29 protein-coding genes are annotated in these 25,916 nt (G+C 68.4%); 12 read left to right on the top strand and 17 right to left on the bottom strand.

The window, feature by feature from the left end:
- Positions 1–2 precede the first annotated feature (2 nt).
- Complete coding sequence (locus EFY87_RS05525) at positions 3–980, bottom strand: GlxA family transcriptional regulator (protein WP_123270514.1); 978 nt, start codon at positions 978–980, stop codon at positions 3–5.
- Positions 981–1,052: 72 nt separating this feature from the next.
- Between EFY87_RS05525 and EFY87_RS05520 the strand changes: the two genes are divergently transcribed.
- Together EFY87_RS05520 and EFY87_RS05515 are read left to right on the top strand one after the other, a co-directional pair.
- Entirely contained in the window at positions 1,053–2,258 is a 1,206-nt protein-coding gene (locus tag EFY87_RS05520; protein WP_158607519.1) for an MFS transporter, read from the top strand.
- A gap of 257 nt (positions 2,259–2,515) precedes the next feature.
- Positions 2,516–2,971 carry a hypothetical protein gene (locus EFY87_RS05515; RefSeq protein WP_220093519.1) on the top strand — a complete coding sequence of 152 codons (456 nt, stop codon included), beginning with the start codon at positions 2,516–2,518 and terminating at the stop codon, positions 2,969–2,971.
- Positions 2,972–3,095: 124 nt separating this feature from the next.
- On the opposite strand, the gene EFY87_RS05510 is transcribed toward EFY87_RS05515, so the two are convergent.
- On the bottom strand, positions 3,096–4,439 hold the full coding sequence (locus tag EFY87_RS05510) for a class II 3-deoxy-7-phosphoheptulonate synthase (protein ID WP_123270513.1): 1,344 nt from the start codon (positions 4,437–4,439) through the stop codon (positions 3,096–3,098).
- Between the two features lie 77 nt (positions 4,440–4,516).
- Complete coding sequence (locus tag EFY87_RS05505; protein ID WP_123270453.1) at positions 4,517–5,347, bottom strand: lysophospholipid acyltransferase family protein; 831 nt, start codon at positions 5,345–5,347, stop codon at positions 4,517–4,519.
- 115 nt (positions 5,348–5,462) lie between these two features.
- Here EFY87_RS05505 and EFY87_RS05500 point away from each other — a divergent pair, with 115 nt between their 5' ends.
- Together EFY87_RS05500 and EFY87_RS05495 are read left to right on the top strand one after the other, a co-directional pair.
- A complete protein-coding gene (locus EFY87_RS05500) occupies positions 5,463–6,212 on the top strand; it encodes an alpha/beta hydrolase (RefSeq protein ID WP_123270512.1) in 750 nt (249 codons plus the stop codon).
- Positions 6,213–6,236: 24 nt separating this feature from the next.
- Positions 6,237–6,719: a hypothetical protein gene (locus EFY87_RS05495; protein WP_123270452.1), complete on the top strand. Its 483-nt coding sequence runs from the start codon at positions 6,237–6,239 to the stop codon at positions 6,717–6,719.
- A gap of 16 nt (positions 6,720–6,735) precedes the next feature.
- On the opposite strand, the gene EFY87_RS05490 is transcribed toward EFY87_RS05495, so the two are convergent.
- The 7 genes from EFY87_RS05490 to EFY87_RS05465 all read right to left on the bottom strand — a co-directional run bounded on the left by EFY87_RS05490 (position 6,736) and on the right by EFY87_RS05465 (position 11,263).
- A complete protein-coding gene (locus EFY87_RS05490; RefSeq protein ID WP_123270451.1) occupies positions 6,736–7,431 on the bottom strand; it encodes an endonuclease/exonuclease/phosphatase family protein in 696 nt (231 codons plus the stop codon).
- Entirely contained in the window at positions 7,428–8,417 is a 990-nt protein-coding gene (locus EFY87_RS05485) for an ROK family glucokinase (RefSeq protein WP_220093518.1), read from the bottom strand. The genes EFY87_RS05490 and EFY87_RS05485 overlap by 4 nt, the downstream gene beginning before the upstream one ends.
- On the bottom strand, positions 8,410–8,748 hold the full coding sequence (locus EFY87_RS19985; protein ID WP_148043260.1) for a hypothetical protein: 339 nt from the start codon (positions 8,746–8,748) through the stop codon (positions 8,410–8,412). Before EFY87_RS19985 ends, EFY87_RS05485 begins: the two co-directional genes overlap by 8 nt.
- A gap of 1 nt (position 8,749) precedes the next feature.
- Positions 8,750–9,193: an SRPBCC family protein gene (locus EFY87_RS05480; RefSeq protein ID WP_123270449.1), complete on the bottom strand. Its 444-nt coding sequence runs from the start codon at positions 9,191–9,193 to the stop codon at positions 8,750–8,752.
- Positions 9,194–9,255: 62 nt separating this feature from the next.
- Positions 9,256–10,119: a hypothetical protein gene (locus EFY87_RS05475; RefSeq protein WP_123270448.1), complete on the bottom strand. Its 864-nt coding sequence runs from the start codon at positions 10,117–10,119 to the stop codon at positions 9,256–9,258.
- Positions 10,116–10,334 (bottom strand): hypothetical protein, encoded by a 219-nt coding sequence (locus EFY87_RS05470; protein ID WP_123270447.1) that lies wholly within the window; start codon positions 10,332–10,334, stop codon positions 10,116–10,118. The genes EFY87_RS05475 and EFY87_RS05470 overlap by 4 nt, the downstream gene beginning before the upstream one ends.
- Before the next feature lie 62 nt (positions 10,335–10,396).
- On the bottom strand, positions 10,397–11,263 hold the full coding sequence (locus EFY87_RS05465) for a LysR family transcriptional regulator ArgP (protein ID WP_123270446.1): 867 nt from the start codon (positions 11,261–11,263) through the stop codon (positions 10,397–10,399).
- 73 nt (positions 11,264–11,336) lie between these two features.
- On the opposite strand from EFY87_RS05465, the gene EFY87_RS05460 reads away from it, so the two are divergent.
- The 3 genes from EFY87_RS05460 to EFY87_RS05450 are packed head-to-tail and all read left to right on the top strand — an operon-like array spanning position 11,337 to position 14,028.
- Positions 11,337–11,933: a LysE/ArgO family amino acid transporter gene (locus EFY87_RS05460; RefSeq protein ID WP_123270445.1), complete on the top strand. Its 597-nt coding sequence runs from the start codon at positions 11,337–11,339 to the stop codon at positions 11,931–11,933.
- 48 nt (positions 11,934–11,981) lie between these two features.
- Positions 11,982–13,727 (top strand): DEDD exonuclease domain-containing protein, encoded by a 1,746-nt coding sequence (locus tag EFY87_RS05455; RefSeq protein WP_123270444.1) that lies wholly within the window; start codon positions 11,982–11,984, stop codon positions 13,725–13,727.
- 19 nt (positions 13,728–13,746) lie between these two features.
- Entirely contained in the window at positions 13,747–14,028 is a 282-nt protein-coding gene (locus tag EFY87_RS05450) for an Lrp/AsnC family transcriptional regulator (RefSeq protein ID WP_123270443.1), read from the top strand.
- Here the strand turns inward: EFY87_RS05450 and trpD are convergent.
- Complete coding sequence (gene trpD / locus EFY87_RS05445) at positions 14,025–15,098, bottom strand: anthranilate phosphoribosyltransferase (RefSeq protein ID WP_123270442.1); 1,074 nt, start codon at positions 15,096–15,098, stop codon at positions 14,025–14,027. The genes EFY87_RS05450 and trpD overlap by 4 nt on opposite strands.
- Before the next feature lie 10 nt (positions 15,099–15,108).
- Positions 15,109–15,552 (bottom strand): response regulator transcription factor, encoded by a 444-nt coding sequence (locus tag EFY87_RS05440; protein WP_123270441.1) that lies wholly within the window; start codon positions 15,550–15,552, stop codon positions 15,109–15,111.
- A 182-nt stretch (positions 15,553–15,734) separates the two neighbouring features.
- Here EFY87_RS05440 and ctaE point away from each other — a divergent pair, with 182 nt between their 5' ends.
- From ctaE to EFY87_RS05415, 5 genes are all read left to right on the top strand, one after another.
- Positions 15,735–16,397, top strand: coding sequence for an aa3-type cytochrome oxidase subunit III (gene ctaE / locus EFY87_RS05435; protein WP_123270440.1), 663 nt, complete (start codon positions 15,735–15,737; stop codon positions 16,395–16,397).
- A 58-nt stretch (positions 16,398–16,455) separates the two neighbouring features.
- Positions 16,456–17,235, top strand: coding sequence for a cytochrome bc1 complex diheme cytochrome c subunit (qcrC, locus tag EFY87_RS05430; RefSeq protein ID WP_123270439.1), 780 nt, complete (start codon positions 16,456–16,458; stop codon positions 17,233–17,235).
- Entirely contained in the window at positions 17,235–18,377 is a 1,143-nt protein-coding gene (gene qcrA / locus EFY87_RS05425) for a cytochrome bc1 complex Rieske iron-sulfur subunit (protein WP_123270438.1), read from the top strand. Before qcrC ends, qcrA begins: the two co-directional genes overlap by 1 nt.
- Positions 18,377–20,173 (top strand): cytochrome bc1 complex cytochrome b subunit, encoded by a 1,797-nt coding sequence (gene qcrB, locus EFY87_RS05420; protein ID WP_123270437.1) that lies wholly within the window; start codon positions 18,377–18,379, stop codon positions 20,171–20,173. The genes qcrA and qcrB overlap by 1 nt, the downstream gene beginning before the upstream one ends.
- Before the next feature lie 125 nt (positions 20,174–20,298).
- Positions 20,299–20,658: a metallopeptidase family protein gene (locus EFY87_RS05415; RefSeq protein WP_123270436.1), complete on the top strand. Its 360-nt coding sequence runs from the start codon at positions 20,299–20,301 to the stop codon at positions 20,656–20,658.
- 269 nt (positions 20,659–20,927) lie between these two features.
- On the opposite strand, the gene EFY87_RS05410 is transcribed toward EFY87_RS05415, so the two are convergent.
- The 5 genes from EFY87_RS05410 to EFY87_RS05390 form a co-directional block, all read right to left on the bottom strand.
- Complete coding sequence (locus EFY87_RS05410) at positions 20,928–21,329, bottom strand: cytochrome c oxidase subunit 4 (RefSeq protein ID WP_123270435.1); 402 nt, start codon at positions 21,327–21,329, stop codon at positions 20,928–20,930.
- A 9-nt stretch (positions 21,330–21,338) separates the two neighbouring features.
- Entirely contained in the window at positions 21,339–23,099 is a 1,761-nt protein-coding gene (ctaD, locus tag EFY87_RS05405) for an aa3-type cytochrome oxidase subunit I (RefSeq protein WP_123270434.1), read from the bottom strand.
- A complete protein-coding gene (gene ctaC, locus EFY87_RS05400) occupies positions 23,099–23,959 on the bottom strand; it encodes an aa3-type cytochrome oxidase subunit II (RefSeq protein WP_123270511.1) in 861 nt (286 codons plus the stop codon). The genes ctaD and ctaC overlap by 1 nt, the downstream gene beginning before the upstream one ends.
- Positions 23,960–24,199: 240 nt before the next feature.
- A complete protein-coding gene (gene aat / locus EFY87_RS05395; protein ID WP_123270433.1) occupies positions 24,200–24,883 on the bottom strand; it encodes a leucyl/phenylalanyl-tRNA--protein transferase in 684 nt (227 codons plus the stop codon).
- An 11-nt stretch (positions 24,884–24,894) separates the two neighbouring features.
- A complete protein-coding gene (locus EFY87_RS05390; RefSeq protein ID WP_123270432.1) occupies positions 24,895–25,881 on the bottom strand; it encodes a carbohydrate kinase family protein in 987 nt (328 codons plus the stop codon).
- Between the last annotated feature and the right edge of the window lie 35 nt (positions 25,882–25,916).

Here is a 25,916-nt window from a genome sequence, read left to right as displayed (position 1 = left end):
CGTCAGTCCCTCTCCGCCGTCGCGAACGTTCGGCGGTATTCACTGGGCGTGGTTCCGGTGATCCGGTGGAAGTGCTGGCGGAGGTTGGCCGGTGTGCCGAGTCCGCAGAGGTCGGCGATGTGGTCGATGCCGGCACCGGTCGTTTCCAGGAGTTCACGGGCGCGGTCGACGCGGGCGGCGTTGAGCCATCGCACCGGGGTCGTTCCGGTCTCGGCGGTGAAGCTGCGTGCGAAGGTGCGGGGCGACAGGTGTGCGTGGGTTGCCAGGTCGGCGACGGTGAGCGGCCGGTCCAGGTGGGCGAGCGCCCATTCCAGCGTTGGGCCGAGTCCCTGCTGGCGGCTTGGTGGCGCGTCGCGTTCGATGAATTGTGCTTGGCCGCCTTCGCGGCGCGGGGCCGCGACGATCTGCCGGGCGACGGAGTTCGCGAGGGCAGCGCCGTGGTCGGCGCGTAACAGGTGCAGGCAGACGTCGATGCCGCTGGCGACACCGGCGGAGGTCACGATGCTGTCTTCGTCGACGAACAGGACGTCGGCGTCGACTGTGACCGCCGGGTAGCGCCTCTGCAGGTCCCCCGCTTCTCGCCAATGGGTTGTGGCGCGACGACCGTCGAGGAGCCCGGCGGACGCGAGCGCGAACGCTCCGGTGCAGATCGACACGATCCGGGCACCGCGCCTATGGGCGCGGCGAAGTGCGGCTGCGGCGTCATCCGGGGCTCCGTCGAGGTGGTGCTTGAACGCGGGGATGATCACCGTGTCTGCGCGGGCCACGGCGTCGAGGCCGTGCGGGACGACCATCTGCCAGCCGTCTGCGGTGTCGACCGGCCCGGCGGCGGTGGCGCAGAGCTGCACGTCATACGGCAGGCCGGGACGGCCGAGGATATGGAACGGCATCCCGACCTCCATCGGATAGGCCCCTGCCAGGGCAAGCACCGCGACCTGATGGCGCCGCGCCGGAACGGATGCTGCCGGTTCGTTGTCCATGGCAGAAATCTATCGCAAGTAGTCTTTCCTGCCACTTGTTGGCAGGAATTCGCGCCCGGAGCATGGACTGCGATGAACACCGTGTCCGCCCCAACAGACCGGCGAGCCGACCTGCACATCGCGCGCCGCCTCGCACCGTCCCAGGCGCTGTACGTCTTCGGTAGCTCTGTGGACCTGACCCTGACCGGCATTGTGGGAAATCGGCTGGCACCGGGCCGCGACCTGGCGACGCTGCCGTTCAGCCTGATCTCGGCCGGCACAGTGGTCTCCACCTTCCTGGTATCGAGACTGATCGGACGGCACGGGTACCGGGCCGTGTTCGTCACAGTGGCGGGTGTCGCGCTGATCGCCGGGGTGATCTCGGCGATGGCGGTCCAGACCGGCTCCTTCTGGCTGTTCTGCCTGGGCACCTGCCTGATCGGCGTCTACAACGCGGGCGCCGGCTATTACCGCTACGCCGCGGCAGATGCTTCCGGAGGGGCGCGGGCGGCGGCGATCACCACAGTGCTCGCCGGCGGGCTGGTGGCGGCCCTGATCGGGCCGTTCCTCGCGACCTGGGCTGCGCACGTGCTGCCCGTGGTGTATGTCGCCAGCTACCTGCTCGTGGCGGTCCTCGGCGGACTCGCGGCAGTCTGGAATTCGACCCTGCCCGGCACGCTCGCCGAACCTCCGGCCGGCACCGACAGCCACACGCCGATTGTCGGAGCTCGCTCTCGCACGGAGCTGTGGCAGCAGCCGGCTCTACTGGCCGGCGTCGCCACGACCGCGTTCGCCGCGGTCACGATGGGCTCGATGATGACCGCCGGGCCGATCGCCGGGGTAGCGATGGGTCACACCGCGTCGGAGGCCGCGTTCGCGGTGCAGCTGCACATGATCGGCATGTTCGCGCCCGGTTTCCTCGTCGCCCGGGTGATCGACCGCCTCGGCGAACGGATCATCACCGTCACCGGCGTCGCTCTCGTGTTCCTCGCGGGTGCGGCAGCGATCTACAGCACAGCGACCTGGTCCTTCCTCACCGCGATGCTCGCGGTCGGCGTCGGGTGGAACCTTGCCTACAGCGGCGGCAGCGCGATGATCGCCGCCTCCTACCGGCGCGCCGAGCGAGGCAAGGTCCAGCCGGTCGCCGAAGCAATCACCGGAACCTTCCAGGTCATCGGCTCATTGACCGCGGGCCTGCTCGCCACCGTACAGGGATGGAGAGTCCTCGGGATCGGGGTCATCCTGCTCTGCATCGTCCTGACCGCGACGATCACGGCGCTCGGGCGGGCGGCCGAGTAGAGCGAGCTCGTGTCGGGTCGCCCCCGGCATACGCAACCCTCGACAGTCGAAGGTTCGGGACAGACAGATGGGCCTAGCATTCGCTGGTGACTGACTGGAGCGAATAGCACGAAGCCTACGAACGCCCCGGCTCGGGCCTGAACGACCGGCTCGACTCCGTGCGACAGTCGATCCATCACTTCCTGGACCGAACGCGCCCTGCCCCGGTTCGGATCATCAGCGCATGTGCGGGTGATGGCCGAGATCTCTTGGGAGCGTTGGCCATTCGCGACGATGCCGGCCGGGTGACCGGGCTGCTCGTGGAGTATGACGTGACGCTCGCCGCACGCGCACGCGCCACCGCGGACGGCTTGGCCGCCCATCTCACGGTGACGTGCGCCGACGCAGCCGACGCGGCGATCTACGCTGACGCTGCTCCGGCCGATCTCGTGCTCATGTGCGGAGTGTTCGGCAACATCAGCGACCGGGACATCAAGCGAACCATCGAAGCGCTGCCGCAGCTATGCGCAACCGACGCTCAGGTCGTGTGGACGCGACATCGGGCCGAGCCGGACGTCACACCGCGGGTGCGGAAGTGGTTCCTGGAGGCAGGATTCGAGGAGATCTCCTTCGTCGCACCGGACGGTGACACGTGGTCCGTCGGCACGCACCGGTTCGCCGGCGAACGGCAGCCGCTCGAACCTGCCGACCACTGGTTCACGTTCGTACGCTGACCGGGAAGTCACCCAGTCCAGCACCGATCCGTTACCCGCCAGTAACTGCCCACTCGGTGCGGTTACCGACGAGTACACCCCCATACTCACCAGTAAGTGCCCACTCGGGACGGAAAGCTGCTCCTCAGCGCCCGGAAAGCATCTCCGACACGAGGAAAGCGAGTTCCAGGCTCTGCTGGTGATTGAGGCGCGGGTCGCAGGCGGTCTCGTAGCGCTTCTCGAGGTCGGCGTCGATGATCTTCTCGGACCCGCCGAGACACTCGGTGACATCGTTGCCGGTGAGTTCGACGTGCAAGCCCCCGGGCACGGTGCCGAGGTCGCGGTGCACCTCGAAGAAACCACGGACCTCCTCGATGATGTCGTCGAACTCGCGCGTCTTGAAGCCGGTCGAGGACTCGAACGTGTTGCCGTGCATCGGGTCGCAGATCCAGACGACCTGGGCCCCGGTCTGGGTCACCCGCCGCACGATGGCCGGCAGCTTGTCACGGACATTCCCGGCACCCATCCGGGTGATGAAGGTCAGCCGGCCGGGCTTGCGCTCCGGGTCGAGCCGGTCGATCAGCTGCACGACCTCGTCCGGGTCGGCGGTCGGACCGAGCTTGACCCCGATCGGGTTGTGAATGCGCGCGGCGAAGTCCACGTGCGCGTGGTCCAGCTGCCGCGTGCGCTCACCGACCCACACGAAGTGGCCGGACACCGCGTAGGGGTTGCCGGTGCGGGAGTCGATGCGGGTCAGCGGCTGCTCGTAGTCCAGCAGCAGCGCCTCGTGGCTGGCGAAGAACTCCACACCCGACAGCGGAGTGGCATCGAAGTCGACACCGCACGCGAGCATGAACTTCATCGCCTGGTCGATCTCCCGCGCGATCTTCTCGTAGCGGGAGTATGCCGCGTTGGCGATGAAGCCGCGGTTCCACTCGTGCACCTGCCGCAGATCGGCGAAACCGCCTGTGGTGAAAGCGCGTACGAGGTTCAGGGTCGACGACGCGGTGTGGTAGGCACGCAGCAGCCGCTCAGGGTCGGGTGTGCGCGCGTCCGCGTCGAACTCGAAGTCGTTGATGATGTCGCCGCGGAACGCCGGCAGGGTCACGCCACCCCGGGTTTCGGTGTCCTTGCTGCGCGGTTTGGCGTACTGCCCGGCCAGCCGGCCAATCTTCACGATCGGGGTGCTCGCGCCATACGTCAGCACGGCAGCCATCTGCAGGATGGTCTTGACCCGGTCGCGGATGTTGTCGGCGGTGGCCTCGGAGAAGCGCTCGGCGCAGTCGCCGCCCTGCAGTACGAACGCGTCGCCGACCGCAGCGGCGGCAAGCCGCGAACGCAGCACGTCACATTCGCCGGCGAAGACCAGCGGCGGTGCGGCGGCGAGTTCACCGCGCACCCGGCGGACCGCGTCGGCATCCGGCCACTGCGGCTGCTGCAGAGCCGGCAACTGCGGCCAGTCGACCTGCTCGGTCAACAGGCGCTGCATCGTGGAGGCGTCGGGGGTCGTCGTGCTCACCCGACAAGGGTACGGGCGCCCAGCAGGTCTGCCGGAAGCGGTATTGCCTACTGGGACTTCTCGTCGTCGGGCGCCGCCGGCTCCTCGACCACGGCGTCGTCCGCAGCTGCGGCGGCCTCGTCGTCCTTGCCGTGGTGCTGCAGCCGGTCCTTCGCCTGGCTGGCCAGCGCGGCAGCGCCCCCGCCGATCTCCTTGGCCTTCTGGGTGAGGCCCTTCTTCACCGAGGAGCCGTAGACGTCGACATACTCCTGCCCGCTGAGCAGCATGATCTCGTACATCACCTCGTCGGTGATCGAACGCAGCACGAACCGGTCGTCCTGCATTCCCTCGTAGCGCGAGAAGTCCATCGGCTTGCCGAAGCGCACGTTCGGCCGGACGATTCGGCCGAACAGCTTGCCCTGCGGTGCGATGACATCGGTGCCGATGACGCCGACCGGGATCACCGGCGCTCCGGACTCCAGGGCGATGCGGGCGATGCCGGTCTTGCCCTTGTAGAGCCGGCCGTCCGGTGACCGGGTGCCTTCGGGATAGATGCCGAACAGCTCACCCCGGCGCAGGATCCGCAGGCCGGTCTCCAGCGCGCCCGCAGCCGCGGTGCCACTGGATCGGTCGATCGGGACCTGACCGGCGCCGGAGAAGAACGCCTTCTGCATCCGTCCTTTCACGCCGGGGGTGTTGAAGTATTCGGCCTTGGCCACGAAAGTGACCCGGCGCGGGATCAGCAACGGCATGAAGAGCCAGTCGGCGATCGACAGGTGATTGCTCGCCAGGATCGCGGGCCCTTCCTCGGGCACGTTCTGGGCGCCTTCGACCGTCGGCCGGAAGATGCCCTTGAGCAATGGGCCCAGGAGCACCCACTTGAGCAGCCAATAGAACACCGGGTCTCCTTCGAACTTAGGTCGCGTGCAGGATACGGCAGCAGCACCGCAGCTGGCGCCGAGGTGAAAGGATGTGTCCGGACCACACCGCGATCCGCCGCCCGAAGGAATGACGATGAACGTGTTGCCAGGAGCGGAACCGTTCGCTCACGACGGCTCGACCACCGGTGTGCTCGTGTGCCACGGCTTCACCGGGACACCGCAGAGCATGCTGCCGCTCGCGACGCGGTGCGCCGACGAGGGCTTCACCGTCCGGCTGCCGCGCCTGCCCGGGCACGGCACGCACTGGAAGGACCTCAACCGCACCCGATGGAGCGACTGGTGGTCGGCGATCGACGGCGCGTATGGCGAGCTCGCCGCGCGCTGCGATCACGTCGTCGCCGTCGGTATGTCGATGGGCGGCACGCTTGCGACGCTGGCCGCGCAGAAGTATCCGCACGGCATCGACGGGCTGGTGCTGATCAACCCGGCATACGTCATGAAAGACATCCGGCTCAAGGCGCTGCCGATCCTGCAGCACGTGCTGCCGTCGATCCCCGCCATCGCCGGCGACATCAAGAAGCCTGGCGTGACCGAGCTCGCGTATGAGCGAACACCGTTGCGCGCGTTGCAATCTCAGCGACAGATGTGGGAGCAGGTCACCCGCGACCTGCCGCAGATCACCCAGCCGCTGCTGCTGCTGCACTCGCCCGACGACCACGTCGTGCCGCCGGAGTGCTCGGCGCTGGTGCTCGCCCGCGTCTCCAGCACGGACAAGACCGAGATCCTGTTGGAGGACAGCTACCACGTCGCGACCCTCGACAACGATGCCCGGCTGATCGAGGATGAGACCGTGCAGTTCATCCACCGCGTCACAGGCGGCTGACCTCATGGACGATCGGGCCACCCCATGACCCTCGGCGGCCGTGAGGAGCCGGACAACCAGACCGACATCGACCGCCGGTTCGCCGAGATCGTCGCGCAGTTCGAGCCGGCCGGTCAGGATGATCCGGACGCTCCCGACGCGGAAGCCGGCGCCCCCGACGAGCCCGGTATGCCGGAGCCGTCGCCGCTGGCCGGCCTGCCCACTCAATGGCGAATGCCGCCGAGCGGTGCCCCGTCCTTCCTGGAGGACTTCGAGGACGACACGTTCGTGCCGGCACCACCGCAGCCGTTGCCGAGCAGCGACGAGGACCTCGGTTTCTGGACCATGCTCGGCTGCCTGATCGGCGGCCCGCTGTGGCTGCTCTACCTGCTCTTCTTCGATCGCTATGCGCAGTCCCTGTGGTGGGTGCTCGCGTGTGCGGTCTTCGTGGCGGGCGTCGTGCAGCTGATCATGCGCTCCCCCAAGAACCGCGACGACGATCCGGACGACGACGGCGCCGTCCTCTGACCGCACCGCCCCGCCGCTATTCGGCGAGGCTCGACACGTCCAGGTCCACGACGACGGGCAGGTGATCGGTCGCCGCCGCGAGCAGGGCGGGTTCGAGGTCGAGTCGCGGTGTCTGCCCGGTCAGTCCGGAGGACGCGAAGACGACATCGATCTGCTTGTGCGGGTTCGCCGCTGAATAGCTGGGTGCGCGTTCGGACACCTCCGGGAGCCGCCCGGCGAGCCGGCGCCACGCCGTGCCCGTCGCCTCCTCGTTGAGGTCACCCCCGACCACGGCGTCCGCCGAGCCGATCGCGGCGAGCACTGCCTCGGTCTCCGGCATCCGGTCGGTCTCCCGCAGCGACAGGTGCACGCTGCACGCGACGAACGGGCGATGGCCGGGCAGCCGCACGGTCGCCATACCGAAGCCGCGCGGCTCGTCGAACCGGCGGGTCGGCAGCTTCCCGTGCCGGGCGTCCAGCACGTCGAGGCGCAGATCGGTCATCAGCGTGGTGCTCATCCGGAAGCGCGCGCCGCCGAACCAGGTCAGCCCCAGCTCGTCGGCGAAGTTCGCGATCCGGTGACCGGAGAGCGGGTGCCGCGGCACCTCCTGCAGCAACAGCACGTCGGGCGCGATGGCGCGGATGACGTCGACCACCGCAGCGTGGTCGTCCTTCAGCCCCCGCACGTTGTATGACGCGATCCGCACCCGGTGGGCCCCCGCGGCGTCGTTCATCGGCGATCCTCCTTCCTCAGCACGGCGGTCCTCGCGAGGTCGGCAGCACCGACGAAACCCGCCTCGTTGCCCAGCGCGGCCTGCACGATGCGCGCCTCCGGCCGGTAACCGCGTCCGGCGAGGTGCCGCCGGAAGGAGTCACGGGCCGGGTCGAGCAGCAGCCCGCCGGCCGCGCTTACCCCGCCGCCGATCACGAACGCGCCGGGGTCGAACGCGTCCGCGAGGTTCGCCAGGCCGGTGCCCAGCCAGGTGCCGATCTCGGCGAGGAGTTCAGCCGCGGTGGGGTCCCCTGACCGGGCCGCCTCGGTGATCATCGGCCCGGTCAGCGACTGGGGGTCTCCGCCGGCCCGGTCGGACAGGTCGTGCGCGAGCGGAGAGCCGGCCGCGATCAGCGAACGTGCCTCTCGCACCAGTGCATTGCCGCTGGCGTACTGCTCCCAGCAGCCCCTGTTGCCGCACTCGCACCGGTGCCCGCCGGGCATGACCTGCATGTGCCCGAACTCGCCGGCGATGCCGAAACGGCCACGCTCGATCCGCCCGCCCACCAGGATCGCGCCGCCGATACCGGTGCCGAGATTGACCATCACCACGTGGGATTCGCCCTGCACGTTGCCGAAGCGGTATTCGGCCCAGCACGCGGCGTTCGCGTCGTTGTCGACGAAGACCGGCGCCGCCAGCCGGGTCGCGAGCGTGTCGCGCAGCGGTTCGTCGCGCCAGGACAGGTGGGGCGCGAAGACGACGGTTGCGCGGTCCGTGCCGACGAACCCGGCCGCGCCGATGCCGACGGCGATCACCGGAATCGCAGTCCGGTCCTGCAGCTCCTCGACGACTTCGACGATCAGGTCCTCGACGACCTTCGGCTCGGTGGTGCGGTGCGGCGTGCTGCGGCGCACCTGCTCGACGACGGCACCGGACTCGTCGACCAGACCGCCGGCAACCTTCGTCCCGCCGATGTCGATGCCGATCGCGAGCGCGGGCTCAGTCACGCGGAGTTTCCTCACGACGCTGGTCGGCGGCCGAGTGCAGACCGCCGGCAATGAGGGTCAGCACGTCGGCGATGCGGTCGAGAAGCTCGGGCTGCACGGCCTGCAGTAGCCCGGCGGCCCGGCATACGGGGCACATGCGGCACACGGCCTCGACCGCGTCGCCGTGCGAGCAGCCGCACGCGGCCGCCTCGGACCGGTCATGCTCGCCGGGTCGTGCGGTGTCCTCCGTGGTCGCCTCGCCGTCGCGCTGCGCCCACACCGAGAAGGCCTGTGCCAGCCGTGCGGCCTCGTCGGCCACGGACGACGCGGCAGCTGAATTCGGTTCGGTCACCTCAGGACTCGACGCGCTTCTTCAGGCCCTTCAGGGCGGTCTCGACGATCGTCTTCTCGGCCTTGCGCCGGATCATGCCGATCACCGGGATGCTGAGCTCCACGCTCAGCTCGTAGGTCACGTCGGTGCCGTCGGCTCCGACGGACAACCGGTAGGCGCCGTCGAGCGCCTTCAGGATGCTGGACTTGACCAACTGCCACGACACCACGCCGGTGCCGTCCTCGGTGACGTCCCATGAATACGCGAGCGTGTAGGTGTCCTTGATGACGCCGCCGTCCAGCGTCATCCGCACCTCTTGCGGCCAGCCCTGCTCGTCCTCGGTGAGTATCTCGGCCTGCTTGATCTGGCCGGTCCACTCGGGGTAGGCGTCGAAGTCGGCGATCACGTCGAGGACTTGCGCGGGGGCGGCGCTGATCGAGACGGAGGACTTGGTGCTGTCAGCCATGCGGGGAGCCTACCCGCCGGACGGACCTGGCAGGCCGGTCCGTCGACATCGCCCCGGACCGTTCACGACGTGGACGGCACGGCCAGCTCGGCGCGCAGGTAGTCCGCGTATGGCGTGCGCAGCGTGGCCGCGGCGACCCCGAACGTCGTGGTGAAGGCGACCGGCCGGTGCGCGTCGGCGGTGCGCACGAACGAGACGAACCGCGGGATGCCGAACCGGCCGGCCAGGAAGCGGCACCACGCGTAGGCCTGCTGGTATGCCGCGGCCGGATCCGCCGCGAACACCGCGTCACCGGGTGGACCTGCGGGCGGGCGGCCGGCGCGCACCGCGGACGCGACCGACGGCGCCAGCTGCGCGAGCGGCAGGCCACTGGAGCGATAGGCGGTGAACTCGGCCGATCCTTCGATGATCCAGCGCGCGACCCCGGTGAGACCGGCCTGGTGCAACGCCAGGTGGGTCAGCTCATGGGTGAGCACGACCACCCGGCCGGCCGGGGTCACCTCGGTGAACAGCACCGGGGCCAGCACGACCCGGCCGTCCGGGGTGGTTGTCGCCGCGATCTGCGTGCCACCCTCGACCGAGCCGCCGCGGGCCCGGAAGCTCGCGTCGTCGCCGGGGACGTCGATGACCACCCTGCCGCGCAAGACGCTCTCGCCCCAGATCCGCCGGACCCGCGCGATCGCGGTCGGAGCCGCAGCCAGCACGGCCTGCAGCCGCTCCTGCGGCGCCGTCCCCTCCACCAACAGGTTGCCCGAGTGCAGCGTCCGCGCGCCCGGCCACGCCTGCCCGGCCGTCGACGCCGCGCTGCTGGTCGGGCGGGCAGCGTCCGCTCTCCGCGAACAACCCCCGAGCAGCGCCGCCGCAGCCGTCATACCCAGCAGGCATGCCGTGCGCCGGCTGACCGGCTGGCAGAGCGGTGCACTCACCCGGTCGACCGTAGTGGGTCCCAGGGCTCGATCCGTGCGGTCGCCGAGACCGCCTCGTGCGCCGTGATCAGCCCGACCGACGCCAGGACGTCCACCGCGCGTCGCTCTTCCTCGTCCAGCCGCTGCTCCAGCGGCGCGAGCTGCAGCAGTGCCGTGACCATGCATTCGGCGCACTGCCGGTCGCGCACCGGACACGTCTCGCAGTCGATCCGCATGCCTTCACCTCTTCGTCGTCCGTGGGCCACTGTCGACCTCTGCCACGCACGCTACGACCCAGCTACGACAACCCCGCCCGGGCCGCGTCCGCCACCACCCGCGTCAGCCGGTCGAGCCGCTCGGTGCGCAGGCGCCACGCCTGCCAGTGCAGTTGCACGTCGACGTGGTCGCGCAGTGCGGGCACCAGCACCCCGGCGTCGAGCAGCCGCTGCGCCTGCGCGGTCGGCACCATCCCCCAGCCCATGCCGGCGACCACGGCCGCCACGAAGGCCTCCGACGAGGGCACTTCGTGCATCACGGCCTCGGTCTCGATTCCGTGTGCACGAAGCAACTCGGCCTGCAGGTCGTCTCGATCGTTGAAGCGCACCGACGGCATCGTCGCCAGATCGGCGCCGCGGCCCTTGCGATGCCACTCCCGCAACTGCGGCGTGCACACCGGCAGATAGCGCATCCGCACCAACGGAGAGACCGAACACCCTTGCACCGCAACCGGATCGGCGGTCACCGCCGCCACCACTGCACCCGACCGCAGCAGCGCGCTGCTGTGTGCCTGGTCCTCGACCCGCAACCGCAGGGCGACGTCCGGCCAGCTCGCGACCACCTCCAGGACGCCACCGAACCAGGTCGCGAGCGAATCGGCGTTCACCGCGACGGCGAGCTCCTCCGCGCCGCCGTCCCGCAGGCCGAGCTGCTCCAGCGCCTCGGCCTCGAGGGCGGCACGCTGCCGGGCCAGCTTCAACAGCACCTCACCCGCGACAGTCGGGCGCACCGGCGAACTCCGTTGCAGCACAACGACTCCCGCCATACGCTCCAAGGCGCGGATGCGCTGGCTGACCGCCGACGGCGTCAGGTGCAGCCGGCGTGCCGCTGCCTCGAACGTCCCCTCGTCCGCGACCGCCACCAGGGTTTGCAATCGATCGTCCAGCATGAAGAGATGCTAATGGTTCATCAGAATCTTTCGGTGGACTGCATGAGCGACCGCTTCCTACGGTGGCCGCATCATGTTTCCCGTCCTGCTGACCGGCCTGGTGACCGGCCTGTCGCTCATCACCGCCATCGGCGCCCAGAACGCCTTCGTGCTGCGCCAGGGCCTCGTGCGCCAGCACATCGGCTACGTCGTGCTGATCTGCATCGCCGGCGACGTCTCGCTGATCAACGCCGGCGTCGCGGGCGTGGGTGCGGTGATCCGCAGTCACCCGACCGTCCTGGAGGTATGCCGCTGGGCCGGCGCGGCATACCTCGTCTGGTTCGGGGTCCGCTCCCTGCTGGCCGCCCGCCACCCACGCACGCTGACCTCACAGGGCGCCGCGAGCCGGGGCTCGGTGGTGGGTGCCGCACTCGCGATCACCTTCCTCAACCCGCACGTCTACCTCGACACGGTGCTCCTGCTCGGCAACGTCGCCAACCAGCAGGGAGCCACCGGCCGCTGGTGGTTCGCGGCCGGCGCCTGCCTGGGCAGCATCGGCTGGTTCACGACCATCGGGTATGGCGCCCGCCTCGCCGCCCCGCTGATGAGCCGGCCGGTCACCTGGCGCGTCCTCGACGTGCTGATCGGCGTCACGATGCTCACCGTCGCCGTGCTCCTGCTGACCGGCTGACGGTGCGCCTTGCGTGGATTGTCATACCGCACACCTACGTTCGTGGGTATGACGACCCCGGCAGCCATCCAGGCGACTTTCGACGACCTCGGCACCCCGCTGGCCGAGGTCACCTTCGTCGTCCTCGACCTGGAGACGACCGGTGGCAGCCCGACCGACTGCCGCATCACCGAGATCGGCGCGGTGAAGGTCCGCGGCGGCGAGGTGCTCGGCGAGTTCCAGACGCTCGTCAACCCCGGTGAGCCGATCCCGGCCTTCATCTCGGTGCTCACCGGCATCACCGACCCGATGGTGGCGTCCGCGCCGCACATCGGCCAGGCGATGCCGGCGTTCCTGGAGTTCATTGGCGACGCGGTGCTCGTGGCGCACAACGCGCGGTTCGACATCACCTTCCTGAAGGTCAATTGCGAGCGGCTCGGACTCGCCTGGCCCAACAGCACCGTCCTGGACACCGTGCACCTGGCACGCCAGCTGGTCACCCGCGACGAGGCGCCCAACCACAAGCTGTCCTCCCTGGCGCGTGTCTTCGGCACGCGGGTCACCCCCGACCACCGGGCGCTGCACGACGCGCAGGCGACTGTCGACGTGCTGCACGGACTCATAGAGAGGGTGGGCAACCTCGGCGTGCACACCCTGGAGGAGCTGCGGTCCTACTCCTCGCGGGTGACGCCGCAGCAGCGCCGCAAGCGGTTCCTGGCCGACACCCTGCCGTCGGCACCGGGCGTCTACGTCTTCAAGGACGAGCACGGCGAGCCTCTCTACATCGGCACCTCGGTCGACATCAAGCGACGGGTGCGCAGCTATTTCACCGCCAGCGAGCAGCGCACCCGGATGGCCGAGATGGTCCGGCTGGCGACGTCGGTCACGCCGATCGTGTGCCAGACGACGCTGGAGGCCCAGGTGCGCGAGCTGCGGCTGATCGCCGAGCACAAGCCGCGCTACAACCGCCGCTCCCGGCACCCGGAGCGGGCGATGTGGGTCAAGCTCACGGCCGAGCCGTTCCCCCGGCTGTCCATCGTCCGTGCGGTCAAGGACGACGGGGCGACCTACGCCGGACCGTTCGGCTCCCGAGGCGGCGCCGAGGAGGCCGTCGCGGCAGTGCACGAGGTGGTGCCGTTGCGGCAGTGCACCAAACGGCTCAGCCGCGCGGCGAGCGGATCCGCCTGCGCCCTCGCCGAGATGGGCCGCTGCGGCGCGCCCTGCGAGGGCCGTCAGTCACCCGACGACTACGCGGTGGTGGCACGCCGGGTCGCCGACGCGCTCGGCGGCGACGGCCACGAGGTGCTCGCAGCTCTCGGCGCGCGGCTCGACCGGCTCGCCTCCGACGAGCGCTTCGAGGACGCCGCGGTGGTCCGCGACCGGATGCTCGCCCTGGTGCGTGCCGCGGCGCGCACCCAGCGGATGACCCCGCTGGCCACCAGCCCGGAGATCGTCGCCGCGGCCCCGGCCGTCGGTGGCGGCTGGGAGTTCACCTGCGTGCGCTACGGCCGCTTCGCCGGCGCCACGGTGTGCCCGCCGCGCGCCGACACCCGCAGCTACATCGCGGCGCTGCGCGAGAGCGCCGAGCACGTCCGGCGGCCCGAGGCGCCCGTGCCGGCCGCCCTACCCGAGGAAACCGAGAAGGTGCTGCGCTGGCTGGAACAGCCCGGCGTCCGTCTGGTCGACATCGACGGGGTGTGGATCTGCCCGGTCGGCGGCGCGGCCGGCGCGCAGGCCGATCTCGACCACACCCTCGATCGCGGCAACGCCGTGGGCTTCGAGGAGTCCACCGTGCGCCGCCGGGCGACGGCGTAGTGCCTCTAAGCTGACGTCCATGATTTCTGCGATCGTGATGATCAAGGCGGACGTGCACCGCATCCCCGAAGTTGCCCAGGAGATCTGCGAGATCGACGGCATCGCCGAGGTCTACAGCGTCACCGGTGACATCGACCTGATCGCGGTTGCGCGCGTGCCCCGGCACGAGGATTTCGCCGACGTCATCGCCGACCGGCTCAACAAGGTCGAGGGCGTGCGCGACTCCCAGACACACATCGCGTTCCGCACCTACTCCAGCCAGGACCTCGGCGCGGCCTTCGCCATCGGCCTGGACGACTAGGCCGACGCCCGGACCTGCTCGGTGGCCACGGCCCAGCGGTCGACCACTGCCGCGGCGGAGCCGGTGTCGATCGACTGACGCGCCTGCGCCATACCCGCGTCCAGCGCCGCGTTCAGGTCGTCATATCCGCCGAACCGGCCCTGCTGCTCCCCCGCAGCCACGACTGCCAGCGCAAGTCCGGCGTTGAGCACGACGGCGTCCCGCACCGCACCGGGAGCACCGGCGAGCACGTCGCGGGCGACCTGCGCGTTGTATGCCGCGTCTCCCCCGCGCAGCGCCTCCAGCTGCGCGATGCTCACGCCGTGGTCGCGCGGATCGATGGAGTGGACGCTGACCTCGCCGTCACTGACCCAGTGGACGGTCGAGGTGGTCGTCACCGTCACCTCGTCCAGACCGTCGTCGCCGCGGGACACTGCGGCATTGCGACGGCGGTCGGCGAACACCCCCGCCATGAGCGGCAGCATGCGCGGGTCGGCAGCGCCGATCGAGGCGTAGCGCGGACCCGCCGGATTGGTCAGCGGGCCGAGCACGTTGAACGCCGTGCGGACGCCGAGCTCGCTGCGCGTCGGCGCCGTGAAGCGGAACGACGGGTGGAAGGTCTGCGCGAAACAGAAGGTGATGCCCGCCTCCCGCGCCACGTGGGCGACCTGGGGCGCCGTGAGGTCCAGCCGGATGCCGAGGGCTTCCAGCACGTCCGCGGCACCCGAACTGGACGATGCCGCCCGATTGCCGTGCTTGACCAGCGTGACACCAGCACCGGCAGCCACGATCGCGGACATCGTGGAGATGTTGACCGTGTGTGCGCCGTCGCCGCCCGTCCCGACGATGTCGAGGGTCCGGCCCGGCACCTCGATCGGCACCGCGTGCCGGATCATCTCGTCCGCGAGACCCCGCAACTCGGGGGCGGTCTCCCCCTTGGCGCGCAATGCCACCAGAAATCCGGCGATCTGCGAGCCGGTCGCCTCCCCGGACATGATCCGGTTCATCGCCCACTCGGTCTCGGAGGTGGACAGGTCGACACCGTCCAGCAGCGTGTTCAGCAGTCGTGGCCAGGAGACGTCGGCTGCCATCCGAGCGCCCTCAGCCGCCGACAGGACCGCGGCGCGCCAGGTCGGCGATCGCCGACCCGATCGCCAGCGGGTCGATCGGGTGCGGAACCGCCGCGTCGCACTGCGACCACACCGCGAGCCAGCCATCGGACGGACGGCCGGTCAGCACCAGCACCGGCGGACAGTCGAAGACTTCGTTCTTCAGCTGCCGGCAGAGGCCCAGACCGCCCAGCTTCGCTGCCTCCCCGTCGAGGATCAGCAGGTCGTAGCGCTCGTTGTCGACGGCCTCGACAACCGCCGCGGGGGTCGCGCACTCACGCCAGCTGTCGATCTCCACATCCTTCGCCGGCCGGCGGCCGACACCCAGCCGGACCGCATCGCGAGTGGCGATGTCATCGCTGTAGAGCAGGACGGTGAGGTGACGCACCGCGTCGGTCGCATTGCCCGCGGGTGCCACTGCGGAGGAGGACGTCATACCCAGGATGCTACTGGCCCGGGCGGGAACGTATGACGGCAGCCGGGCGTTGTCCTGGAGGAAGGCGCACCTAAGAATGCCGGGCCGATTCTCGCCGCCGCCGCACCATCTCGCAGTTCGGCTGACACGAAACAGAACTCGCTAGGGGGTCGCGCGCGCGCGCCGGGCCGGTTAGGGCCATAATGGCGATCGTGGCGACCGCAACGACGGCTCATACGAGCGATTCCCGGATCCCGGCAGGTCATGGACCTGTCAGTCGACCCAACCTGACGGCAGTCGGCACCATGGTGTGGCTGGCCAGTGAGTTGATGTTCTTCGCGGGGCTGTTCGCGATGTACTTCACCATTCGCTCCGTCGCCGGGCCGCTGTGGCACGAACGCACCAGCCACCTCGAGGTCGGCTATGCCTTCGGCAACACCTGCATCCTGGTGATCTCCTCGGTCTGGTGCCAGTTCGGCGTGTTCAAGGCGGAGGCGGGCAAGCCGCACCGCGACGGCCGGCTGTGGCAGGTGACCACCTGGGGCATGCGCGAGTGGTACGTCCTGGCCTTCCTCTTCGGTGCGATCTTCGTCTCCGGCCAGGTCCTCGAATACTCGAACATGTTCGGCGACGGCATCTCGCTGAACTCCGACGCCTACGGCTCGATGTTCTACATGACGACCGGCTTCCACGCGCTGCACGTCACCGGCGGCCTGATGGCCTTCCTGCTCATCATCGGCCGCACCTTCACCGCCAAGAAGTTCACCCACCACCAAGTCACCGGCGCGATCGTCGTGTCCTACTACTGGCACTTCGTCGATGTCGTCTGGATCGCCCTGTTCGCGACCATCTACCTGCTCAAGTGATGAGGAGCGTTCCGATGTTGCTCATCCACTACTCCACCCCCGACGACAGGACGACTTCGTGAGTTCCCTCGTTGCCCGCCGCCGCCATCCGGCAGCAATAGCGGTTGTGCTGCTGCTGGGCCTGATCCTGACCGGCGGTCTCTACGCGGCATTCGCCCCGAAGAACGCCGACGCGGCCAGCGGTGACACCCAGGCTGTCGCGGCCGGTCACAACCTCTTCCTGGCCAACTGTGCCACCTGTCACGGTCTCGAAGCGGCCGGTGGTGACGGCGGCCCGTCGCTGGTGGGCGTCGGCGCCGCAGCGGTCGACTTCCAGGTCGGCACGGGCCGTATGCCGCTGGCCAACCCCGCGGTGCAAGCACGGCAGGGCAAGGTGCAGTTCAGCAGTGAGGAGATCTCCCAGCTGGCCGCTTACGTCGCCTCTCTCGGGGTCGGCCCCGGGATTCCCCCCAGTAGCCTGACCAGCGGCGGCGGCGACATTGCCAAGGGTGGCGAATTGTTCCGCGTCAACTGCGCCATGTGTCACAACTTCGCCGGCTCCGGCGGTGCGCTGACCCGCGGCAAGTTCGCGCCGAGCCTGATGGACGTGTCGGGCCGGCACATGTACGAGGCGATGCTCACCGGCCCACAGTCGATGCCGGTCTTCAACAACTCCAACCTCAGCCCGCAGGACAAGAAGGACATCATCTCCTTCCTGCAGAACGTCAAGACTGAGCCCAGCCCCGGCGGCTGGAGTTTGGGCAACCTCGGCCCGGTGCCCGAGGGCCTGTTCGCCTGGACCTTCGGCATCGGCGTGCTGATCCTGATCGCCATCTGGCTCGGTAAGAAGGCCGCCTGATGACTGACGACACCGACGCCTCGATCCCGAAGGAGCCCGCCGTGAGCCAGGACGAGTCGGGCAGTGCAGTCGCGACCCGCGATGAGCAGCACGCGCCCGCCCACTTCGAGAACCCGGGCCTGCCGCCGCATGTGCACCGCCTCGGCGACACCGACCCGGCCGCTGCGAAGCGCAGTGAACGACAGGTGGCCGCGCTCTTCACCATCTCGATGGTCGCGACCGTGCTGTTCGTCATCGCCTACGCGATGATCGGCAAGGACGCCGATGTGATCCTGCCGATCCTCGGCAAGGTGCACGCACTCAATGTCGCCCTCGGCGTGACCCTGGCGCTTTCACTACTCGGCATCGGCCTCGGCGCGATCCACTGGGCCAAGACGCTGATGCCCGACGAGGAAGTCGTCGAAGAACGTCACCCGATGCGTTCCAGTGACGAGGCCCGCGCCGGATTCGTCGCGGTCATGAGCGGCGGCGCCGAAGGGTCGCAGATCAACCGGCGCCCGCTGATCAAGTACACACTGGGTGGCGCTCTCGGCATCTTCGCCGTGCCGCTCGGCCTGCAGCTCATCGGCGGTCTCGGCCCCATCCGCGGCGACGTGCACGACCTCAAGACCACTCTTTGGGACACCGGTGTGCCGGTGCTGAACGCCGACGGTAAGCCGGAGATGCGGGACGGCAAGGTGGTGACCCGTCCACGCCGGTTGATGCGCGACCCCGATGGCACCGCGATCCGGCTGTCCGATGTCACCCTCGGCTCGGTGTTCCACGTGCTGCCCGAAGGCATCAATGACACGCCCGAGCCGTCCAACGAGAAGGTCAAGGCCGCAGTCATCCTGATCGCGATGCAGGAGAACCTCATCAAGAGTGCGCGGGAGCGCGACTGGGGCCTGAATGGCGTCGTCGCCTTCTCCAAGATCTGCACCCACGTCGGCTGCTCGGTGGGCCTCTACGAGCAGACCACGCACCACCTGTTGTGCCCGTGTCACCAGTCGACCTTCGACGTGGCCGACGACTGCAAGGTCATCTTCGGACCGGCGAAGCGGCCGTTGCCGCAACTGCAGATCGAAGTGGACGATGACGGGTACCTCTACGCGCCGCACGGTTTCGAACAACCGGTCGGCCCGAGCTTCTGGGAGCGTGGCTGATGACCGCTGTCGGGCAGGAGAGGGCACACAGCACAGCTGACGCGCTGCGTGCCGACGACAAGAAGGACGCGCCCGCGAACAAGGACGGCGGCCCGGTCGGCGCCGTCGCCAGCTGGGTTGACGAGCGCACGGGGTCGGCCAAGGGCATCAGCTATCTGATGAAGAAGGTCTTCCCGGACCACTGGTCGTTCATGCTGGGCGAGATCGCGATGTACTCGCTGATCATCCTGCTGATCAGCGGCACCTTCCTGACCTTCTGGTTCGTGCCGAGCATGGGCGAGACGACGTACACCGGCTCCTACGTGCCGCTCAAGGGCGTGCAGATGAGCGAGGCATTCGCCTCGACCGTGCACATCTCGATGGATGTCAAGGGCGGTCTGCTGATCCGGCAGATCCACCACTGGTCCGCGCTGATCTTCGTGGTGTCCATCGCGCTGCACATGTTCCGCGTGTTCTTCACCGGCGCGTTCCGCAAGCCGCGCGAGATCAACTGGATCATCGGGCTGCTGCTCGCGATGCTCGCCATGGTCGAGGGCTTCATCGGCTACTCGCTGCCCGACGACCTGCTCTCCGGCACCGGCATCCGCGCCATGCAGGGCTTCATCCTGTCCATCCCGGTCATCGGCACCTACGTCAGCTACCTCCTCTTCGGCGGCGGCTTCCCGGGGCAGGACATCATTCCCCGTTTCTTCACGATCCACGTGTTGCTGCTGCCGGCGGCACTGATCGGGTTATTCACGGCCCACATCATCCTGGTGATGGTGCACAAGCACACCCAGTACCCCGGGCCGGGCCGCACCAACAAGAACGTCGTCGGCTTCCCGATGATGCCGGTCTACGCGGCCAAGGCCGGCGGCTTCTTCTTCGTGGTCTTCGGTGTCACCGCACTGATCGCCGGCCTGGTCTCGATCAACCCGATCTGGATGTACGGCCCCTACGAGCCCACCATGATCACCGCCGGCTCCCAGCCGGACTGGTATATGGGCTTCGCCGACGGTGCGTTGCGATTGTTGCCGGGCTTCCTGGAATTCAATCTCTTCCATCGCACGTGGAGCTTCAACATCATGATCGGGGCGATCTTGATGATCCCGATCCTGTGGACGGTGATGGGCGTCTACCCGTTCATCGAGAAGTGGGTGACCGGCGACAACGAGGAACACCACCTACTGGACCGCCCGCGCAACCGGCCGACCCGCACCGGGCTCGGCATGGCAGCCATCACCTTCTACGGCATCCTGTTCGCTGCATGTGGCAACGACATCATCGCGATCAAGTTCGACCTGTCGATCGACGACATCACCGAGACCTTCCGGGTCGCGCTGATCGTCGCGCCGATCGTCGTGTTCTGGGTCGTCAAACGGTTGTGCCTGTCGCTGCAGCGTGCGGACCGTGACCTGCTCCTGCACGGTCGTGAAACGGGTCGCCTGATGCGCACCGGGAAGGGCCGCTTCTTCGAGGTGCACCAGGAACTGGACGCCTACCAGCGCTGGCGGTTGGTCGACTTCGTGTCGCCGGAGCCGATGGGGCTGCCACCGGCCACCGACGAGCACGGGGTGCGCCGCAAGGGTGCGCGCAAGGAACGACTCCGCGCCCGCGTCTCGCACTACTTCTTCAAGGACCGCATCGAGCCGGTCACCCCGCTGGAGCTGGCGGCAGCACACCACGACGGTCACGCCACCGAGGCGATCGAGTCGCACCCCGACGAGGCGGAGTCCGGGCACATTCACGGTGGCGCCGAGGAGATCGGGGCGTCACACGCCTACGGTCACCCGGCACCGCACGACAAGCAGGACTGAGCCTCCGCTCCCCCGCCGTCAGCCGCGCTCCCCAACTCCGGGGGCGTGGCTGACGCATGTCCGGGCTGGGGGCCGTACGTAACCTTCGACGCTCGAGGGGTTACGGCGCGGGTTAGTCTGCACGCATGCCGATTGCGATGAGCCGGGACGACTTCGAGAACGCCGTCGCGGACGCGCTGGACACAATCCCCCAGGACCTGCTGGACCGCCTCGACAATGTCGCGATCACGGTGGAGGACGAGCCGGCACCGGGCAGCACACCCGGATTGCTCGGCCTGTATGTCGGTGTGCCGCTCACGGCGCGCGACTCCGGCTACGGGCTGGGCAATCTACCCGACCACATCTACATCTTCCGCGGCCCGCTGACCCGCTACTGTCACACGCGCGCCCAACTGCTGGAACAGATCCGAGTCACCGTGTTGCACGAGATCGGCCACCATTTCGGCATCAGCGACGAGCGGCTGCACGAACTCGGCTGGGGCTAGCCGCCTGAGCCCGGCTGGACGCGAATCAACCTCTGCTGCAACCAATCACACCAGTCGAGCCGCGCCTGCTGCGCCCGCAGGCCCGCTTCGACTGTCGCACGGGTCGCACACTGCGGGCTCCGCGGACAGCCACTCGACCTGCGCACCCCGCCGAGCGTCGCCACACCGTTGCTGCGCTTGGTCGTTCGCTGGATCACGGGTCACTACAGCTGACCACGCGAAGCGGCCCGCCATACCCAGCAGGTATGACGGGCCGCTCGCGGAGGGAATCAGATGGCGTGCTCGCCGTGGAAGTACTCGAAGACCCACCCGATGGCGGCCAGGGCGACCAGCGGGACACCGAGCATGACCAGCCACCAGCCGACCGCCAGGCCGAGCGCGATCAGCGCCAGCGCGGCGCCGAGGAACAGCGGCCACCAGGAGTGCGGGCTGAAGAAGCCGTAGTCACCCTCGACGTCGCTGTGCTCGCCGAGTGGGTCGTCATCCGGGCGCAGGTCGATCTTACGGCCGGTCCACCACAGGAACCCGCCGATCAGGGCGCACAGCGCGCCGGTCAGATAGAGCGCGACCGCACCGACCGGCTCCGTCCAGTTCGTGAAGATGCCGTAGATCGTGCCCATCAGGGCGGAGAACAGGAACAGCACGGCGAAAAGCTTGAATTCGACCTTCATGGGCGAGCCTCACTCTCCCTTTCCGGCTGAGTCGGAGGATGACTGATCCGCGCCGACACCGGTCAGCTGCGACACGGTCTCGGTGGACGGTGTGACCGACCACTTCGCGGCTTCGGGATGGTGCAGGTCGAACGCCGGGCGCTCGGAGCGGATCCGCGGAATGGAGTCGAAGTTGTGCCGCGGCGGCGGGCACGAGGTGGCCCACTCCAGCGACGCACCGTAACCCCACGGGTCGTCGACCTCGACCTTGGGCGCGGTGCGCCAGGTCTTCCAGACGTTGTAGATGAACGGCAACATCGAGACGCCCAGGATGAGCGCGCCGACGGAGGAGATGTCGTTCATCCACTGGAAGTCGTCCGAGGGCAGGTAGTCGGCGTAGCGCCGCGGCATGCCCTTGACGCCGAGCCAGTGCTGGATCAGGAACGTGGTGTGGAAGCCGATGAACAGCAGCCAGAAGTGCAACTTGCCAAGCCGCTCGTCGAGCATCCGGCCGGTGATCTTCGGCCACCAGAAATACCAGCCCGCGAACATCGCGAAGACCACGGTGCCGAAGACGACGTAGTGGAAGTGCGCGACCACGAAGTAGGAGTCGGTCAGGCTGAAGTCCAGCGCCGGGCTGGCCAGGATGATGCCGGTCAGACCGCCGAACAGGAAGGTCACCAGGAAGCCGATCGCCCACAGCATCGGTGTCTCGAAGGTGAGCGACCCGCCATACATCGTGCCGACCCAGTTGACGAACTTCACACCCGTCGGGACGGCGATCAGCATCGTCATGATCGCGAAGAACGGCAGCAGCACCTGGCCGGTGGCGTACATGTGGTGCGCCCACACGCTCACCGACAGCGCGGCGATCGAGATGGTGGCGAAGACCAGGGTCTTGTACCCGAAGACCGGCTTGCGGGAGAAGACCGGGATGACCTCGGAGATGATGCCGAAGAACGGCAGCGCGATGATGTAGACCTCCGGATGTCCGAAGAACCAGAACATGTGCTCCCAGAGCATCGCTCCGGCGGTCTGTGGATCGAAGACGTGCGCTCCCATGACGCGATCGAGGCCGAGCCCGAACAGCGCCGCGGCCAGCACCGGGAAGACGACCAGCACCAGGATCGAGGTGATCAGGATGCCCCAGGTGAAGATGGGCATCCGGAACATCGTCATACCGGGCGCGCGCATGCAGATGATGGTGGTGATGAAGTTGACCGCACCCAGGATGGTGCCGAAACCACTGAGAGCCAGACCGAAGACCCATAGGTTGCCGCCGAGGCCGGGGCTGTAGGTCGCGTTGGACAGTGGGGCGTAGGCGAACCAGCCGAACGCGGCCGCACCCTGTGGGGTGAGGAAGCCGGCGCTGGCGATCAGGCCACCGAAGAGGTAGAGCCAGTAGGCGAGCATGTTCAGCCGCGGGAACGCCACATCCGGCGAACCGATCTGCAGCGGCATGATCGCATTCGCGAAACCGGCGAACAGCGGTGTCGCGAAGAGCAGCAGCATGATCGTGCCGTGCATGGTGAACAGCTGGTTGAACTGCTCGGGGTTGTCGACGATCTGCAGACCGGGCGACACCAGCTCCGCTCGGATCAGCAGCGCGAGAACACCGCCGACCAGGAAGAACGCGAACGAGGTGATGAAGTAGAGGTTGCCGATCACCTTGTGGTCTGTGGCGGTGATCCACTTGACGAAGGTACGGCCGGGATGGCGCGTGCGTGCGGCGACAGGCGCGTCACCGGTGTCGCCGGCGTCTCCGACGCGTGGCGTGGCGATGCTGGCCATTACTTCGCTCCTTCGGTCACGATCTGGGAAGCCTTGGTGCCGGCAGGCAGCCACTGCTGCAGCTTGTTGGTATCCTGCGACTCGAGCCCAGAGCCGTCGCGGTCAAGCGCGTTGGACAGGAAGCCCACCTGCCCGCGCGCCCGGAGCGCAGCCATGTGCGCCTGGTAGGCGGCCTCGCTGACCACCTTGACGTTGAACAGCATCTGCGAGTGGTAGGCACCGCACAACTCGGCGCACTTGCCCTGGTAGGTGCCGATCTGGGTCGGTGTCACGTCGAACCGGTTGACCTTGCCGGGTATGACGTCCATCTTCTGCAGGAACTGGATCACCCAGAACGAGTGGATGACGTCACGGGAGGTGAGCACGAACTCGACCCGCTTGTTGACCGGCAGGTAGAGGGTCGGGATCGTCGTCTCCGGGTCCGGCGCCGACATGTTCGCCTGAGTTCCGGTGTCGTAGACGTCGGAGTTGACGTAGTTGAAGTCCCAGGCCCACTGCTTGGCCACGACGTTGACCACCAGGTCGGGAGTGCCGCTGGTGTCCAGCATCTTGTTCTCCATCTCCACGGTCTTGCCGAAGAAGACGGCAACCATGAAGATCGGCACGACCGTGAAGAGGATCTCGATCGGCACGTTATAGGCCAGCTGCGGCGGCAGACCGACATCGGTCTTCTTGCGCCGGTAGCGAATGATGCAGTAGGCGATCATGCCCCAGGTGATGACACCCACGACGAGGGCCCACACCCACGAGGCGATCCAGAAATCGGTGATCTGGTGACTCAGGCTGGTGACACCCTTGGGCAGGTAACCGCGCCGCTCCACCGGGGAGCAAGCTGTCAGCAATGGCAAGCTGACGGCCATCAAACCACCGAAGGCGAACTTGCTGCGCCACCGTCGTCCGGTCGAGCGGACACGGCGCGCGGATTCCACGAGGGGCTTGTCAGATCCGGGCACAGGCAAACCCTATCCCAGGCGCATTCGATCGCGTCGTCAGGGCAGGCCTACTGAGGAAAGGAATTTGACTGTCCCAACGCACATCTCGGCGAAAACGTGCCCGACACGGCGCCGTAGCAGGCGCTGCAGCCGCGCGGACCGGGCGGATCAGTCGCTCCAGCAGTCCGGCAGCGGCGCTCCCACCGCTGCTACGACACGTCGTAGATAGTCCGTCCGGGCAATCTCCCGGACCCCCAGGGTGGCCAGATGGTCGGTCTGCCACTGCACGTCGATCAGCCTGCGGTGGTCCCCGTCGGCGAAGACGAGCTCGGTCAGCGCCCAGACCGCCACCTTCCCGGCGTCGGTCGCGCGATGGAACATCGATTCCGCCGCGAAGAGACCGCCGGCGCACACGCCATACAGTCCCCCGGCCAGCCGACCGGCCGGATCCCACGTCTCGACCGAGTGCGCCCAGCCGAGCCGGTGCAGGTGCAGGTATGCCGTCTGCACCTCCGCCGTGATCCACCGGCCGCTACGGCCGGGGTCCGCGCACGCCGCCACGACGTCGGCGAACGCCTCGTCGATCGTGACGCGGTAGCGGTGCCGGGAGCGGCGCAGTGACCGCGACACATGGAAATCTCCCGGCAGCAACACCCCGCGGCGTACGGGCGACCACCAGCCGATCGGCCGGCGGCCGTCGTCGCCGATGCCCATCGGGAACATCCCCGAGCGGTATGCCGCCAGCAGGGTCCCCGGCTCCAGGTCGGCTCCGACCGCGATGAGGTCCTGGGTGGCGTCCTCCTGCCGCTGCTCGTCCAGATTCCACCTGCTCGGTGCTGGTTCGACGGGCACGGGCGTTGCGGTCAGTCGCGCAGGGCTGCCAGATGCGGCTCAACTGCGGCGACCGTCGCTGCGCCGTACGACTCCCCGAGGCGCTCCAGGAAATGCCGCGGGCGCAGGACGTACTCCTGGGTGCCGACGGTCTCCAGCACGTAGGTGGCCAGCATCGAGCCGACTTCGGCGCAGGTGCGCAGGTCCAGTCCCCAGGTGAGGCCGGCCAGGAAACCGGCCCGGAACGCGTCGCCCACACCGGTCGGGTCGACCCGTCCGACCTCGCGGGCGACCGGCACCTCGATCGGCTCCTCTCCCTTGCGCAGGATCACTGCGCCGTCCTTGCCCTTGGTGATCACGCGGGTGCCGACCTGCTCCAGCACCTCGTCGGCCGACCAGCCGGTCTTCTGCTCGGTCATGTGCGCTTCGTAGTCGTTGGTGAACAAGTAGTCGGCGCCGGTGATCAGGTCACGGATGAAGGGACCGTCGGCGAACGCGAGCTGCTGGCTCGGGTCGGCGATGAACGGGATGCCGCGCTGGCGGCACTCGGTGGTGTGCCGCCGCATACCCTCCGGGTCGGACGGACCGACCATCACCAGGTCCAGACCGCCGACGCGCTGCGCGACCGGCGCGAGCTCGATTTCACGCGCCTCGCTCATTGCGCCCGCGTAGAACGTGGCGATCTGCGCCATGTCCTCGTCGGTGGTGCACACGAACCGCGCGGTGTGGCGGGTCTCGGACACGTAGACCGACTCGCAGTCGACCCCATGCCGCTCCAGCCACGACCGGTAGTCGGCGAAGTCCTCGCCGACCGCATCGACCAGGATCGGGTGCAGACCGAGGTTCGCCATACCGAAGCAGATGTTCGCGGCGACTCCCCCGCGACGAATCTGCAGGTCGTCGGCGAGGAAGGACAGCGAGATCTTGTGCAACTGATCGACCACGAGCGAGTCGGAGAACCGGCCCTTGAACGTCATCAGATGATCGGTGGCGATGGATCCGGTCACGGCAATCTTCATGTCAGCAAACCTATCGGGCAGCCCACCGCCATACA

It is taken from the genome of Flexivirga caeni (genome assembly GCF_003724155.1).
GTDB lineage: Bacteria > Actinomycetota > Actinomycetes > Actinomycetales > Dermatophilaceae > Flexivirga > Flexivirga caeni.
This window is presented reverse-complemented; position numbering and strand designations above follow the sequence as displayed.

Excerpts from the sequence above, each read along its gene's own strand:
- EFY87_RS05525 (WP_123270514.1), bottom strand. The coding sequence starts at position 980 with ATGGACAACGAACCGGCAGCATCCGTTCCGGCGCGGCGCCATCAGGTC.
- EFY87_RS05495 (WP_123270452.1), top strand. The coding sequence starts at position 6,237 with ATGACCCTCGGCGGCCGTGAGGAGCCGGACAACCAGACCGACATCGAC.
- qcrA (WP_123270438.1), top strand. The coding sequence starts at position 17,235 with ATGACTGACGACACCGACGCCTCGATCCCGAAGGAGCCCGCCGTGAGC.
- EFY87_RS05450 (WP_123270443.1), top strand. The coding sequence starts at position 13,747 with ATGATTTCTGCGATCGTGATGATCAAGGCGGACGTGCACCGCATCCCC.
- qcrB (WP_123270437.1), top strand. The coding sequence starts at position 18,377 with ATGACCGCTGTCGGGCAGGAGAGGGCACACAGCACAGCTGACGCGCTG.
- EFY87_RS05415 (WP_123270436.1), top strand. The coding sequence starts at position 20,299 with ATGCCGATTGCGATGAGCCGGGACGACTTCGAGAACGCCGTCGCGGAC.
- EFY87_RS05410 (WP_123270435.1), bottom strand. The coding sequence starts at position 21,329 with ATGAAGGTCGAATTCAAGCTTTTCGCCGTGCTGTTCCTGTTCTCCGCC.
- EFY87_RS05510 (WP_123270513.1), bottom strand. The coding sequence starts at position 4,439 with ATGCAGCGCCTGTTGACCGAGCAGGTCGACTGGCCGCAGTTGCCGGCT.
- EFY87_RS05465 (WP_123270446.1), bottom strand. The coding sequence starts at position 11,263 with ATGCTGGACGATCGATTGCAAACCCTGGTGGCGGTCGCGGACGAGGGG.
- EFY87_RS05390 (WP_123270432.1), bottom strand. The coding sequence starts at position 25,881 with ATGAAGATTGCCGTGACCGGATCCATCGCCACCGATCATCTGATGACG.
- ctaD (WP_123270434.1), bottom strand. The coding sequence starts at position 23,099 with ATGGCCAGCATCGCCACGCCACGCGTCGGAGACGCCGGCGACACCGGT.
- EFY87_RS05520 (WP_158607519.1), top strand. The coding sequence starts at position 1,053 with ATGAACACCGTGTCCGCCCCAACAGACCGGCGAGCCGACCTGCACATC.
- EFY87_RS05455 (WP_123270444.1), top strand. The coding sequence starts at position 11,982 with ATGACGACCCCGGCAGCCATCCAGGCGACTTTCGACGACCTCGGCACC.
- EFY87_RS05490 (WP_123270451.1), bottom strand. The coding sequence starts at position 7,431 with ATGAACGACGCCGCGGGGGCCCACCGGGTGCGGATCGCGTCATACAAC.
- EFY87_RS05500 (WP_123270512.1), top strand. The coding sequence starts at position 5,463 with ATGAACGTGTTGCCAGGAGCGGAACCGTTCGCTCACGACGGCTCGACC.
- EFY87_RS05440 (WP_123270441.1), bottom strand. The coding sequence starts at position 15,552 with ATGACGTCCTCCTCCGCAGTGGCACCCGCGGGCAATGCGACCGACGCG.
- EFY87_RS05480 (WP_123270449.1), bottom strand. The coding sequence starts at position 9,193 with ATGGCTGACAGCACCAAGTCCTCCGTCTCGATCAGCGCCGCCCCCGCG.
- ctaE (WP_123270440.1), top strand. The coding sequence starts at position 15,735 with ATGGCGATCGTGGCGACCGCAACGACGGCTCATACGAGCGATTCCCGG.
- EFY87_RS05460 (WP_123270445.1), top strand. The coding sequence starts at position 11,337 with ATGTTTCCCGTCCTGCTGACCGGCCTGGTGACCGGCCTGTCGCTCATC.
- trpD (WP_123270442.1), bottom strand. The coding sequence starts at position 15,098 with ATGGCAGCCGACGTCTCCTGGCCACGACTGCTGAACACGCTGCTGGAC.
- EFY87_RS05470 (WP_123270447.1), bottom strand. The coding sequence starts at position 10,334 with ATGCGGATCGACTGCGAGACGTGTCCGGTGCGCGACCGGCAGTGCGCC.
- ctaC (WP_123270511.1), bottom strand. The coding sequence starts at position 23,959 with ATGGCCGTCAGCTTGCCATTGCTGACAGCTTGCTCCCCGGTGGAGCGG.